Origin of the sequence: Agromyces tardus, assembly GCF_003710805.1 — a bacterium.
Lineage (GTDB): Bacteria > Actinomycetota > Actinomycetes > Actinomycetales > Microbacteriaceae > Agromyces > Agromyces tardus.
This window is the reverse complement of record NZ_RHHB01000047.1, coordinates 15,571-27,477: the sequence shown is the minus strand read 5'-3', so window position 1 is coordinate 27,477 and position 11,907 is coordinate 15,571. Positions and strand designations below refer to the sequence as shown.

Genomic DNA, 11,907 nt, shown 5'->3' with positions numbered 1-11,907 from the left:
GGCCGCGCGGCCGGGCGCCGGGGCGGGCGCGTCAGGCGCGCGCCGGGGCCGGCGAGCGTCAGGCGCCGCCCACGGCGTGCGTCAAGCGCGCTCCCAGTGGCTCGCGTCGACGCTCTCGTACCGGTCGAGCACGAGGTCGATGAGCGGATGCGGCGCCGGCTCGTCGGGCAGCAGCAGCGGCTCGGCGATGAGGTCCGCGCCCGCTGCGGCCGCCGCGTCGTAGAACGTGCCGGGCGCGAGCAGGTAGGGCCCCACGACCACGCGGGAGCCGGGGTGCACCTCGCGGATCATCTCGATCGCGTCGGGCAGCCGCGGGATGGCCGCCGCGATGAATCCGACGGTCACCGGCCGGCCGAGGCGCTGCGCGAGCAGGCGCGAGGTCTCGAAGCACTCGCGAACCGCGCGGGGATCATTCGACCCCGCGGCGGCGAGCAGCACGGCGTCGCCCTCGGCGAGCCCGAGCTCGTCGAGGCGCTCCGCGAGCACCTCGACGATGCGGTCGTCGGGGCCGAGTTCGTCGGCGAGCCGGGCGCCGTCGCCAAGCCGGTCGAGACCGAGCGAGAGCCCGGTGCGCACGTGGAAACCCGCCGACAGCACGAGCGGCACGATGACGGCATCGGGCTCGGCGTCGGCCTCGAGCGCCGCCGCGACATCCGCGTGGCTCGCGTCGACGAAGGTGATGGCCACGTCGATGTCGGGTCGCCGGGACGCGACGCCGTCGACGAGCCGGATCACCGCTTCACGGTTCGCGCTCGACGGCCGGCCGTGCGTCACCGCGACGAGTCGCATCGGCGGCGTGCCGTCGTGCTGCGCCGGGACGCCCGAACCACTCGACCAGACCATCTCCCGACCCGCGCTTTCCGGCGGAATCCTGTCTCAACCGCCGGTTTCGACGCTATGCACGGCGTGTTTCGCGGTCGGCACCCGGGTGTTTCCGGGACGTGAAGACTGCCTCACGCAGAGGTGTCGCCGTCGGGCGCGAGCAACTCGGGCCGCACCCGTCGGGTGCGCTCGAGCTGCTGCTCGCGGCGCCACGCGGCGACCGCCCCGTGGTTGCCGGAGAGCAGCACGGGCGGCACCTCGAGCCCGCGCCAGACGGCGGGCTTCGTGTAGCTCGGGTACTCGAGCAGCCCGTCTTCGTGGGACTCCTCGACAAGGCTCTCGGGGTTGCCGACGACGCCCGGCACCAGCCGGCCCGCCGCCTCGATCATGGCCATCACCGCGACCTCGCCGCCGTTGAGCACGTAGTCGCCCAGGCTGATCAGGCGCACGCGCATGCGGGTGGCGTAGTGGTCGACGACGCGCTGGTCGATGCCCTCGTAGCGCCCGCACGCGAACACGAGGTGCTGCTCGGCGGCGAGTTCGCGGGCGATCGCCTGGGTGAACGGCTCCCCCGCGGGCGAGGGCACCACGAGCAGGGCGTCGGATGCCGCGTCGCCCACGATCGAGTCGAGCGCCTCGCCCCACGGCTCGGGCTTCATGACCATGCCGGCGCCGCCGCCGTAGGGCGTGTCGTCGACCGTGCGGTGGCGGTCGTGGGTGAACGCGCGCAGGTCGTGCGCCGTCACGTCGATGAGTCCCGCCTGACGCGCCCGGCCCAGCAGGGAGATGTCGAGCACCGAGAAGAACTCGGGGAAGATCGTGACGATGTCGATCCGCATGCGGCGTGCCTAGTCGGCGGGCTGCTGCGCGGGGTCGGATGCCGCGCCCGGGGCCTCGCCGGGAACGCCGCCGTCGGCTGCGTCACCGTGGGCATCGCCGTCGGCCGGCGTCGCGTCGTCGTCGGCAGTGCCGGACGCCGCATCCGGACCCGCGGCATCCGCCGGCTCGTCGGCCTCGGCGAGGTCCTCGAAGAGGCCGGGGGGCGGGGTGACGGTGATGGTGCCGGCCTCGACGTCGACCTCGGGCACGATCGCCTGCACGAACGGCACCATGACCTCGCGGCCCTGCATCTTCACGACGAGGAGGTCCTGCGCGGGCAGGTGGTCGACGTGGGCGACCTGGCCGATGCGCACGCCGTCGCGGAGGACCGCGAGACCGACGAGCTGGTGGTCGTACCACGCGTCGGGCTCGGGCGCCTCGTCGGGGTTCTCGTCGACCCAGAGGATCGCCTTCGCGAGGCTCTCGGCCGCGGTGCGGTCGTCGACGCCATCGAAGAAGCCGACCGGCTGCTGGTTGTACCAGCGCAGCTCCCGGAGGACGAGGTGCCTGCCGTGCCACGGCGACGAATCGGGCACCTGGAGCGAGAACTCCGCGCCCGGCACGAAGCGACGCTCGGGGTCGTCGGTGTACAGCTCGAGCTTGATGGCGCCCTTGAGGCCGTGCGCCTTGGTGAGGCGGCCGACGCGGAGCTGCTGGGTGCGCGGTGCGTCGACCACGTCAGTCGTCGGTGTCGACGACGTCGACACGCACTCGGCGACCGTCGGCGAGGGCGCTCACGAGCGTGCGCAGCGCCTTCGCGGTGCGGCCGGCGCGGCCGATGACGCGGCCGAGGTCCTCGGGGTGCACGTGCACCTCGAGGACCTCGCCGCGCGCGCTCGACGCGGAGACGACCTTCACCTGGTCGGGGTGATCGACGATCCCCTTGACCAGGTGCTCGAGCGCGGACTTGAGCAAGGCCTACGCCTCGTCCGCAGCAGCCTCGGCGGGCGCCTCTGCAGCGGCCTCGGCCTTCGCGGGCTTCTCGGCCTTGGGCTTCAGCACCGGCTTCTTGGCCTCGTCTGCCTTGTACTCGGCCTTGGGCTCGGCGACCTGCACGGTCGACTTGGCGTTCTTGTCGCCCTTGAACTTGCCCCAGTCGCCCGTGAGCTTGAGGATGGCCGCGACCTGCTCGGTCGGCTGCGCGCCGACGGAGAGCCAGTACTGGGCGCGGTCCGAGTCGACCTCGATGAACGAGGGGTTCTCGGTGGGGTGGTACTTGCCGATCTCCTCGATCACGCGACCGTCGCGCTTGGTGCGCGAGTCGGCGACGACGATGCGGTAGTACGGGGCACGGATCTTGCCGAGCCGCTTGAGACGGATCTTGACAGCCACGATTCTCCTGAATGTGTTGTGAGGTAAGCGAACTGACAGCCGTGAGCGTGGGGTGCACACTCGGCGGAAGCTCAAAGGTGGTTCTGCGCGCCGGATAGAGGGTCGGGCGGTACAGAACTCGACTGACCATTCTTGCAGATTTCGCGTCGCAAGGATAATCGTGCGATCGTGCCATGATTGGCCTCGAGGTGCATCCGGGCTGGAGGGAGCCGCACATGCCCATCGAGTTCGCGAACTCCCCCCGGTCCACGATCGGGATCGAGTGGGAGATCGCGATCGTCGAACGAGAGAGCGGGCAGCTCGCCTCGATCGGCGATCGCGTGCTGCAGGAGCTCGCGGGCAGCGACGGCACGCCGCATCCGACGATCACGCACGAGCTGCTCACCAACACGGTCGAGCTCGTGAGCGGCGTGCACCACCGGGTCGCCGACGCGGTCGACGACCTCGCCGGCCAGCTCGCCGAGGTGCGCGCGGTCGTCGACCGGCTCGGCGCCTACGAGCTCATCTGCAGCGGATCGCACCCGTACAGCCAGTGGTACGACCAGCACCTCACCGACAAGCCGCGGTACCACAAGCTCATCGAGCGCACCCGGTGGTGGGGGCGCAACATGATGATCTGGGGCATCCACGTGCACGTCGGCATCGAGGATCGCGACAAGGCGCTCCCGATCCTCGACGGCATGCTGGCGTACGTGCCGCACCTGCAGGCGCTCTCGGCGTCGAGCCCGTACTGGGCGGGCGTCGAGACGGGCTACGCGTCGAACCGCGCCCTCATGTTCCAGCAGCTGCCCACGGCAGGGCTCCCGTACCCGCTCGCCGACTGGGCCGCCTACGAACGCTACGTCGACGACCTCGTGCGCACGGGCGTCATCGAGGACCACACCGAGGTGCGCTGGGACATCCGCCCGTCGCCGAAGTGGGGCACGGTCGAGGTGCGCGTCTGCGACGGCGTCTCGTCGGGCGCCGAGATCGGCGCGATCGCCGCGCTCATCCAGTGCCTCGTGGAGTGGATGAGCACCCGGCTCGACGACGGCGAGACGCTCTCGGTGCTGCAGCCCTGGTACGTGCGCGAGAACAAGTGGCGCGCGGCGCGCTACGGCATGGACGCCGAGGTGATCACGGATGTCGCGGGCACCGAGCGCCCCGTCGCCGACGACCTGCGCGACCTGCTCGTGACCCTCGCGCCGGTGGCCGAGCGCCTGGGCTGCGCCGTTGAGCTCCAGCGCGTGCGCGACACGCTCGACCACGGAGCGAGCTACCAGCGGCAGGTGCGCGTGGCCACCGCGAACGGCGGCAATCTCACGGCCGTGGTGGCGCACCTCGCGCAGGAGCTGCGCGAGGGCACCGCGCCGTCGGGGTCAGGCGGGGATCCGGTGTGACCGGATGAGCTCCGCGTACCAGCGCGCGCTCGCCTTGGGCAGCCGCTCGAGCGTCTCGTAGTCGACGCGCACGATGCCGAACCGCTTCGAGTACCCGTAGCCCCACTCGAAGTTGTCGAGCAGCGACCACACCTGGTAGCCGCGCAGGTCGACGCCCTGCGCCATCGCCCGGTGGGCGGCGGTGAAGTGGCGGCGCAGGTAGTCGATGCGGTCGTCGTCCTGCACGACGGGGCCGTGGGGCCCCTCGGTCACGACGTCGTCGAAGGCGGCGCCGTTCTCGGTGACCATGAGCGGCAGCTCGGGGTAGGCGCGATGCAGCGCGAGCAGCAGGTCCTCGAGGCCCGACGGGTCGATGTTCCAGCCCATGGCCGTGTACGGACCCGGCTGCTCGAGGAACTCCACCTGCTCGGACCCGGGCCAGGGCGTGCCGCCCATGTCCTTGTGTCCGTCGGCGCGGACGCGCTCGGAGACGCCGTCCCACATCCGCACCGTGACGGTGGAGTAGTAGTTCACGCCGAGCAGGTCGATCGGCTGGGCGATGAGGTCGGTGTCGCCGGGCTTCACGAAGCTCCAGTCGGTGACCTCCGCCGTGTCGGCGATGACGTCGGCCGGGTACCCGTCGCCGAGCAGCGGCCCGAGGAACACGCGGTTCGCGAGCCCGTCGATGCGGCGCGCGGCCTCGTCGCCGGTCTCGCCCGAGGGGCGGATGACGTGGAGGTTCAGCGTGATCGAGTAGCCCGGGTCGTTCGTGACGACCTCGCGCAGCGCCGCGACCGCGAGTCCGTGGGCGAGGTTCAGGTGGTGCACCGCGGCGAGGGCCTTGGCGCCGTCCATGAGGCCGGGGGCGTGCGCGCCCGAGCCGTAGCCGAGGTAGGCGGAGCACCACGGCTCGTTGAGGGTCGTCCACACGGCGATGCGGTCGCCGAGCCGCTCCCCCACGATCCGCGCGTAGTCCGCGAACGCCTCGGCGGTCGCGCGGTTCGCCCAGCCGCCCTCGTCCTCGAGGGCCTGCGGCAGGTCCCAGTGGTACAGGGTGGCGACCGGGCGGATGCCGCGGGCGAGCAGCCCGTCGACGAGCCGCTCGTAGAACGCGAGCCCCGCCTCGTTCGCCGGTCCGCGGCCGGTGGGCTGGATGCGCGGCCACGCGATCGAGAACCGGTACGACTCGAGGCCGAGCTCGGCCATGAGGTCGAGGTCGGACTCCCACCGGTGGTAGTGGTCGCACGCCACGTCGCCGTTGTCGTCGTCGGTGATCTTGCCCGGCGTGTGGCTGAAGGTGTCCCAGATCGACGGGCCGCGGCCGTCTTCGTGCACGGCACCCTCGATCTGGTACGAGGCGGTCGCCGAGCCGAGGAGGAAGTCCTGCGGGAACTCGAGGCCCGAGTCGCGGTAGTCGGGGGTGCCGGTGGTCATGGTCGTGCTCCAGTCGTCGTGCCGCGGCATCCGCTGCCACTGGGTTTCACCCTACTGGGGTGGGAGCGCGCTCACGATTCCGCCGTCACGGCCACGTCATGCGCGGACGGCGCGCGCCGCCGCCGTCAGCGCCCGAGCAGCTTCTGCAGCGCCGCGAGCTCCTCCTCGCTCGGAGCACCGGCCGGCGCACCCTTCGGCGCGCCGAGGCCGAAGCCCGAGCCGGCCGGCGCCGATGAGGCTGCAGGAGCGGCGCCGGATGCGAGGCCCGCGTTCTCGGCGGCGCGCTTCGCGGGGTTGCCCGAGCGCGAACCCGAGGGCTTCTTCCTGCCCTTCGCCGCCTGTCGCTTGCCGCCGCCGTAGGCGCCCGCGCCACCGGGGATGGGCCCCATCCCGGGGATCTGCGGCATGCCGCCGCGCGCGACGGTCTTCATCATCTTCGCGGCCTGCTCGAAGCGCTGCACGAGCTGGTTGACGTCGGTCACGGTCATGCCCGAACCGCGGGCGATGCGCAGGCGCCGCGAACCGTTGAGGAGCTTCGGGTTCTTGCGCTCCGCCGGCGTCATCGACTGGATGATCGCCTCGGTGCGCACGATTTCGCGCTCGTCGAAGTTGTCGAGCTGCTGCTTCAGTCCGCCCGCGCCCGGAAGCATGCCGAGCATCTTCTTGATCGAGCCGGCGCCCCGCAGCTGCTGCATCTGCTTGAGGAAGTCGTCGAGGGTGAACGTCTCGGTCGCGAGCTTCTCGGCGACCTTGAGCGCCTCCTCCTCGTCGAAGGCCTGCTGTGCCTGCTCGATGAGGGAGAGGATGTCGCCGAGGTCGAGGATGCGGCTGGCCATGCGATCGGGGTGGAAGGGCTCGAAGTCGTCGAGGCCCTCGCCGGTCGAGGCGAAGATGATGGGGCGTCCGGTGACGGAGGCCACCGAGAGCGCGGCGCCGCCGCGGGCGTCGCCGTCGAGCTTCGAGAGCACGACGCCCGTGAAGTCGACGCCCTCCTGGAAGGCCTTCGCGGTCGTCACCGCGTCCTGGCCGATCATCGCGTCGATGACGAAGAGCACCTCGTCGGGGTTCGTGGCCTTGCGGATGTTCGCGGCCTGCTTCATCATCTCGGCGTCGACGCCGAGGCGGCCGGCGGTGTCGATGATGACGACGTCGTGCAGGGCGCGCTCGGCGTGCGCCACCGCGTCCCTCGCGACCTTGACCGGGTCGCCGACGCCCGTGCCCGGCTCGGGGGCGAAGACCGGCACGCCGGCCTGGGCGCCCACGACCTGCAGCTGGGTGACCGCGTTGGGACGCTGGAGGTCGGCGGCGACGAGGATGGGCGTGTGGCCCTCCTTCACGAGCCACTTCGCGAGCTTGCCCGCGAGGGTCGTCTTGCCCGCGCCCTGGAGGCCCGCGAGCATGATCACGGTCGGCGGGTTCTTCGCGAACTGCAGGCGCCGCTGCTGGCCGCCGAGGATGCCCACGAGCTCCTCGTTGACGATCTGCACGACCTGCTGGGCCGGGTTCAGCGCGCGGTTGACCTCGTCGCCGAGGGCGCGCTCGCGCACGCGCGCGGTGAACTCCTTGACGACGTCGAGCGAGACGTCGGCGTCGAGCAGCGCGCGGCGGATCTCGCGGACGGTGCCGTCGACATCGGATGCCGAGAGCTTGCCCTTCGTGCGGAGTTGCTTGAAGGTCTCTGCGAGGCGGTCAGACAGGTTGCCGAAGGTAGCCATGGTGCCTTCCAGTGTAAAGGGCGCTCCGGGACGACTCCTCCGGGCGGTGGACGACGGCGGCCACGGGCGCGGACGACGGGGGCGGGCCCGATGGGCCTAGGCGTCGAAGCGAACGTCGACGACGTCGCGCCCGACGTCGATCACGGCGACGAGCCGCGCGTCGACCTCCTCGGGGGCGAGGCCGTACTCGAGCTCGGCGAAGTGCTCGCCCTCGCCGTCGGCGTCGGGGCGCAGGTCGACGCGCACGAGGGTGAGCGAGCGCAGCGCGTCGATGTCGCGGTCGCCGGAATCGCGCGAGATCGCCTCGGCCGCGGCATCCTGGTCGTCGCCCTCGCCCTCGAGCAGCGACCGCAGGAACCGCGAGACCGGCGACGAACCCGAGTCGAGCTGGCTCACGAAGTGCGAGCGCACCTCGTCGTCGACGAGCTCGAGCTCGCCCACCATGGTGGCCGCCGCGTCGAGCGACGCGAGCGACACGAGGTCGGCGTCGGCGTCGAGCACGACCTCGACGTCCTGGTCGCCGTACTGCACCTGCTCCGACCAGTAGTCGCCGATGAGGCCGAAGTAGTCGTGTTCGATCGACATGCGCGTTCCTATCCGATGAGCTTCTGTGCGAAGACGTGGGGCGTGAACCCCGTGAGGTCGTTGATGCCCTCGCCCTGGCCGATGAGCTTGATGGGCAGGCCCGTCTTCTCCTGCACGGCGAGCACGAATCCTCCCTTTGCCGAGCCGTCGAGCTTCGTGATCACGAGACCCGTGACGCCGCCGTGCTCGATGAACGCCTCGGCCTGCGCGAGGCCGTTCTGCCCGGTGGTCGCGTCGAGCACGAGCAGCACCTCGCTGATGGGCGCCTGCTTCTCGACGACGCGCCGGATCTTGCCGAGCTCGTCCATGAGGCCGCCCTTGGTGTGCAGGCGGCCGGCGGTGTCGATGATGACGATCTCGATGCCCTCGCGCTTGGCCTTGTCGACGGTCTGGAAGGCGACGGATGCCGGGTCCTGGCCCTCGCGCTCGGGGCGCACGATGTCGGCGCCCGCGCGCTCGGCCCAGGTCGCGAGCTGGTCGACCGCGGCGGCGCGGAACGTGTCGGCCGCGCCGACGACGACGGAGCGGTCGTAGGTGCGCAGGAAGCGGGCGAACTTGCCGATCGTGGTGGTCTTGCCGACGCCGTTCACGCCCACGACGAGCACGACCGCCGGCCGCTCCGTGAGCTTGAGGGTGGGGTCGTACTTGACGAGCCGCTCCTCGACGATCTCGCGCAGCATCCGCTGCACGTCCTTCGGATCGGTCGTGCGATAGCGCTCGACCTGCGCCTTGATCGCGTCGACGATCTCCTCGGTGATCGCCGGTCCGAAGTCGGCGCGGATGAGCGCCGACTCCAGGTCGTCCCAGGTGTCCTCGTCGATGGTCTTCGCGCCGAAGACCCCGCGGAGTGCCGCGCCGAGCGACCACGATGCGCGTTCTGCCATGCCTCCAGCCTAGGGCGAAGCGGATGCCGCGGCCGCGGGCGGCCCGTCGGGCGCGACGCGCACGCGGCATCCGCCCGACCGCTCGCGCCCGGTACAGGGGCGCCGCGATCGGTGCAAGGGGTTGCCGCGCGGGCGCGGGCGCGGAAGGGTCGGGGCGGAACGGAAGGAGTGCGCATGACGATCCTCGGATTCCACGCCTCGCACGAACAACTCCCGCCCAGCCGCCTGCTCGACGCGGTCAAGCACGCCGAGCAGGCCGGCTTCGACGCCGCGATGTGCAGCGACCACCTCGAGCCGTGGAGCGTCCGGCAGGGCCACTCCGGCTACGCGTGGAGCTGGCTCGGGTCCGCCCTCGAGGCGACGCAGTTCACGCTCGGCGTCGTCACGGCACCCGGGCAGCGCTACCACCCGGCGATCCAGGCGCAGAAGATGGCCACCCTCGCCGAGATGTATCCCCGCCGCTTCTGGGCGGCGATCGGCAGCGGCGAGGCGATCAACGAGCACGTCACGGGCGATCCCTGGCCCGAGAAGGAGGAGCGAGACGAACGCCTCCGCCAGACGATCGACGTCATGCGCCGGCTCCTGCGCGGCGAGGAGGTGTCGACCGACGGACTGATCCGGGTCGACCGGGCGCGCGTCTGGAGCCTTCCCGAGTCCCCGCCGCCGCTGCTCGCCGCCGCGGTGAGCACCGAGACGGCCCGGGATGCCGCGGCCTGGGCCGACGGCGTCATCACCGTCGACCAGCCGCGGGCGCAGTTGCGCGAATTCATGGACGCCTACCGCGACGCTGGCGGACGCGGCCCAGTCGCGGTGCAGGTGCACCTCAGCTGGGCGCCCACCGACGAGGAGGCGCTCGCGATCGCGCACGACCAGTGGCGCCAGAGCCTCGTGCCGTCGCACCTCGCGTGGGAGCTCGACTCCCCCGAGGCGTTCGACGCGCGCACCGCGGATGCCACGCCCGAACAGGTCGCGAAGACGCTCGTGGTCTCGTCCGACCCGTCGCGGCACCTCGACCACCTCACGGGAATCGCCGAGCTCGGCGTCGACCGGATCTACCTCCACCACGTCGGCACCGAGCAGCACCGGTTCATCGACACCTTCGGCGAGCGCGTGCTGCCCGCACTGCGGAGCGTGCGCGCATGAAGATCACCGACCGCAGCGACCTCTGGTGGAAGACCGCGATCGTGTACTGCCTCGACGTCGAGACGTACATGGACTGGAACGACGACGGATGCGGCGACTTCGAGGGACTCGCGCATCGCCTCGACCACCTCGCCGAGCTCGGCGTGACCGTGATCTGGCTCATGCCGTTCCAGCCGACCCCCGATCGCGACGACGGCTACGACATCACCGACTTCACGGGCGTGGACCCCCGCCTCGGGGCGCTCACCGACATCGCCGAGTTCACCCGCACGGCCCGCGACCGCGGGATGCGGGTCATCATCGACTTCGTCATGAACCACACGTCCGACAGGCATCCGTGGTTCAAGTCGGCCCGGCGCAGCCTGGATGCCCCCTACCGCGACTACTACGTGTGGCGCGACGCCCCGCCGAAGAAGCAGGCTCAGACCGTCTTCCCCGGCGAGGAGGACAGCGTGTGGGAGCTCGACGAGCGCACCGGCCAGTACTACCTGCACAGCTTCTACCGCCACCAGCCCGACCTCAACATCGCCAATCCCGCGGTGCGCGACGAGATCGCGACGACGATGGGCTACTGGCTCGAGCTCGGCATCTCCGGGTTCCGCGTCGATGCGGTGCCGTTCCTCATCGAGCCGCCCGAGGGCGTCGACATCGGCGACCCGCACGAGCTGCTGCGCGACCTGCGGCGGTTCCTGCAGCGGCGGTCGAGCGAGGCGGTGCTGCTCGGCGAGGTGAACCTGCCGTACGAGCAGCAGCTCGACTTCTTCGGCAAGCAGGGCGACCCGCCCGAGCTCACCATGCAGTTCGACTTCCTCGGGATGCAGGCGCTCTACCTCTCGCTCGCCCGGGAGGACGCGCGTCCGCTCGCCGAGATGCTCGCCGCACGGCCGCAGCTCGAGCCCGAGGCGCAGTGGGCGAACTTCGTGCGCAACCACGACGAGCTCACGCTCGACAAGCTCAGCGACGCCGAGCGCGAGGAGGTCTTCGACGCGTTCGCGCCCGAGGACTGGATGCGCGTGTACGGGCGTGGGATCGTGCGGCGCCTCCCGACGATGCTCGACGGCGACCCCCGCCGCATCCGCATGGTCTACAGCCTGCTGTTCTCGCTGCCGGGCACCCCGGTGCTCTTCTACGGCGAGGAGATCGGCATGGGCGAGAACCCCGAACAGCAGGGGCGGATGTCGGTGCGCACGCCCATGCAGTGGACGGGCGAGCCGAACGGCGGCTTCTCTCGGGCGCCCACGCGGCGCCTGCGGGCCCAGCCGCCCTCGGACGGGTACGCGCCGGAGCACGTCAACGTCGAGGCGCAGATGCACGACCCCGAGTCGCTGCTCGGGTTCATCCGCTCGCTCACCCGGCGCTACCGCAGCTCGCCGGAGATCGGCTGGGGCGTGCTCGACGTGCTCCCGAGCGGCCAGGACGCGGTGCTCGCGCATCGCATCACGGCGGACGTCGGGCGCTTCGTTGCGCTGCACAACTTCGCGCCGACGCCCACGATCGTGAGCCTCGACCTCGGACCGGTCGCGCCCGACTCCCAGCTGTCCGACCTGTTCCGCGTCGACCGCTTCGACCTCGACGAGCAGGGGCGCATCGACGTGCACCTCGACGCGTACGGCTACGCGTGGTTCCGCGTCGTGGAGCCGGGCGACCGTCGGCTCACCTAGGCGCCATCAGTGTCGCGGTGCCGTTACCGCGCCCGCGCAGAGCGAGACCCTGCTTCGACGGGATCTCGATCCGGCCGCGGGCGGCCGACTCGAT

At 71.3% G+C, this 11,907-nt stretch carries 12 protein-coding genes; 3 read left to right on the top strand and 9 right to left on the bottom strand.

What is annotated here, in order from left to right; all coding sequences use genetic code 11:
* Window positions 1-81: 81 nt before the first annotated feature.
* The 5 genes from EDM22_RS16090 to rpsP all read right to left on the bottom strand — a co-directional run bounded on the left by EDM22_RS16090 (window position 82) and on the right by rpsP (window position 3,033).
* Entirely contained in the window at window positions 82-843 is a 762-nt protein-coding gene (locus tag EDM22_RS16090) for a sirohydrochlorin chelatase (protein WP_245989465.1), read from the bottom strand.
* 110 nt (window positions 844-953) lie between these two features.
* Window positions 954-1,661: a tRNA (guanosine(37)-N1)-methyltransferase TrmD gene (trmD, locus tag EDM22_RS16085; RefSeq protein ID WP_122938098.1), complete on the bottom strand. Its 708-nt coding sequence runs from the start codon at window positions 1,659-1,661 to the stop codon at window positions 954-956.
* 9 nt (window positions 1,662-1,670) lie between these two features.
* Window positions 1,671-2,378 carry a ribosome maturation factor RimM gene (gene rimM / locus EDM22_RS16080; RefSeq protein WP_122938097.1) on the bottom strand — a complete coding sequence of 236 codons (708 nt, stop codon included), beginning with the start codon at window positions 2,376-2,378 and terminating at the stop codon, window positions 1,671-1,673.
* Window position 2,379: 1 nt separating this feature from the next.
* Window positions 2,380-2,616 carry an RNA-binding protein gene (locus EDM22_RS16075; RefSeq protein ID WP_122938096.1) on the bottom strand — a complete coding sequence of 79 codons (237 nt, stop codon included), beginning with the start codon at window positions 2,614-2,616 and terminating at the stop codon, window positions 2,380-2,382.
* A 3-nt stretch (window positions 2,617-2,619) separates the two neighbouring features.
* Complete coding sequence (gene rpsP, locus EDM22_RS16070) at window positions 2,620-3,033, bottom strand: 30S ribosomal protein S16 (RefSeq protein WP_122938095.1); 414 nt, start codon at window positions 3,031-3,033, stop codon at window positions 2,620-2,622.
* A 215-nt stretch (window positions 3,034-3,248) separates the two neighbouring features.
* Here rpsP and EDM22_RS16065 point away from each other — a divergent pair, with 215 nt between their 5' ends.
* Entirely contained in the window at window positions 3,249-4,412 is a 1,164-nt protein-coding gene (locus EDM22_RS16065) for a glutamate--cysteine ligase (RefSeq protein WP_122938102.1), read from the top strand.
* Here EDM22_RS16065 and EDM22_RS16060 read toward each other — a convergent pair.
* The 4 genes from EDM22_RS16060 to ftsY form a co-directional block, all read right to left on the bottom strand.
* Complete coding sequence (locus EDM22_RS16060) at window positions 4,392-5,825, bottom strand: GH1 family beta-glucosidase (protein ID WP_170964168.1); 1,434 nt, start codon at window positions 5,823-5,825, stop codon at window positions 4,392-4,394. The two genes, EDM22_RS16065 and EDM22_RS16060, sit on opposite strands and share 21 nt — an antisense overlap.
* A 125-nt stretch (window positions 5,826-5,950) precedes the next feature.
* The gene (ffh, locus tag EDM22_RS16055) at window positions 5,951-7,540 is read right to left on the bottom strand and encodes a signal recognition particle protein (protein WP_122938093.1); all 1,590 of its coding nucleotides are present in this window, start codon (window positions 7,538-7,540) and stop codon (window positions 5,951-5,953) included.
* Window positions 7,541-7,636: 96 nt separating this feature from the next.
* Window positions 7,637-8,125 carry a DUF2004 domain-containing protein gene (locus tag EDM22_RS16050; RefSeq protein WP_122938092.1) on the bottom strand — a complete coding sequence of 163 codons (489 nt, stop codon included), beginning with the start codon at window positions 8,123-8,125 and terminating at the stop codon, window positions 7,637-7,639.
* Window positions 8,126-8,133: 8 nt separating this feature from the next.
* Window positions 8,134-9,009: a signal recognition particle-docking protein FtsY gene (gene ftsY, locus EDM22_RS16045; protein ID WP_122938091.1), complete on the bottom strand. Its 876-nt coding sequence runs from the start codon at window positions 9,007-9,009 to the stop codon at window positions 8,134-8,136.
* Window positions 9,010-9,183: 174 nt separating this feature from the next.
* Between ftsY and EDM22_RS16040 the strand changes: the two genes are divergently transcribed.
* Together EDM22_RS16040 and EDM22_RS16035 are read left to right on the top strand one after the other, a co-directional pair.
* Entirely contained in the window at window positions 9,184-10,152 is a 969-nt protein-coding gene (locus EDM22_RS16040; RefSeq protein ID WP_122938090.1) for a TIGR03885 family FMN-dependent LLM class oxidoreductase, read from the top strand.
* Window positions 10,149-11,813 (top strand): alpha-amylase family protein, encoded by a 1,665-nt coding sequence (locus tag EDM22_RS16035; protein WP_122938089.1) that lies wholly within the window; start codon window positions 10,149-10,151, stop codon window positions 11,811-11,813. Before EDM22_RS16040 ends, EDM22_RS16035 begins: the two co-directional genes overlap by 4 nt.
* Window positions 11,814-11,907 lie beyond the last annotated feature (94 nt).

Excerpts from the sequence above, each read along its gene's own strand:
- EDM22_RS16090 (WP_245989465.1), bottom strand. The coding sequence starts at position 843 with ATGGTCTGGTCGAGTGGTTCGGGCGTCCCGGCGCAGCACGACGGCACG.
- trmD (WP_122938098.1), bottom strand. The coding sequence starts at position 1,661 with ATGCGGATCGACATCGTCACGATCTTCCCCGAGTTCTTCTCGGTGCTC.
- EDM22_RS16065 (WP_122938102.1), top strand. The coding sequence starts at position 3,249 with ATGCCCATCGAGTTCGCGAACTCCCCCCGGTCCACGATCGGGATCGAG.
- EDM22_RS16060 (WP_170964168.1), bottom strand. The coding sequence starts at position 5,825 with ATGACCACCGGCACCCCCGACTACCGCGACTCGGGCCTCGAGTTCCCG.
- ffh (WP_122938093.1), bottom strand. The coding sequence starts at position 7,540 with ATGGCTACCTTCGGCAACCTGTCTGACCGCCTCGCAGAGACCTTCAAG.
- EDM22_RS16050 (WP_122938092.1), bottom strand. The coding sequence starts at position 8,125 with ATGTCGATCGAACACGACTACTTCGGCCTCATCGGCGACTACTGGTCG.
- ftsY (WP_122938091.1), bottom strand. The coding sequence starts at position 9,009 with ATGGCAGAACGCGCATCGTGGTCGCTCGGCGCGGCACTCCGCGGGGTC.
- EDM22_RS16040 (WP_122938090.1), top strand. The coding sequence starts at position 9,184 with ATGACGATCCTCGGATTCCACGCCTCGCACGAACAACTCCCGCCCAGC.
- EDM22_RS16035 (WP_122938089.1), top strand. The coding sequence starts at position 10,149 with ATGAAGATCACCGACCGCAGCGACCTCTGGTGGAAGACCGCGATCGTG.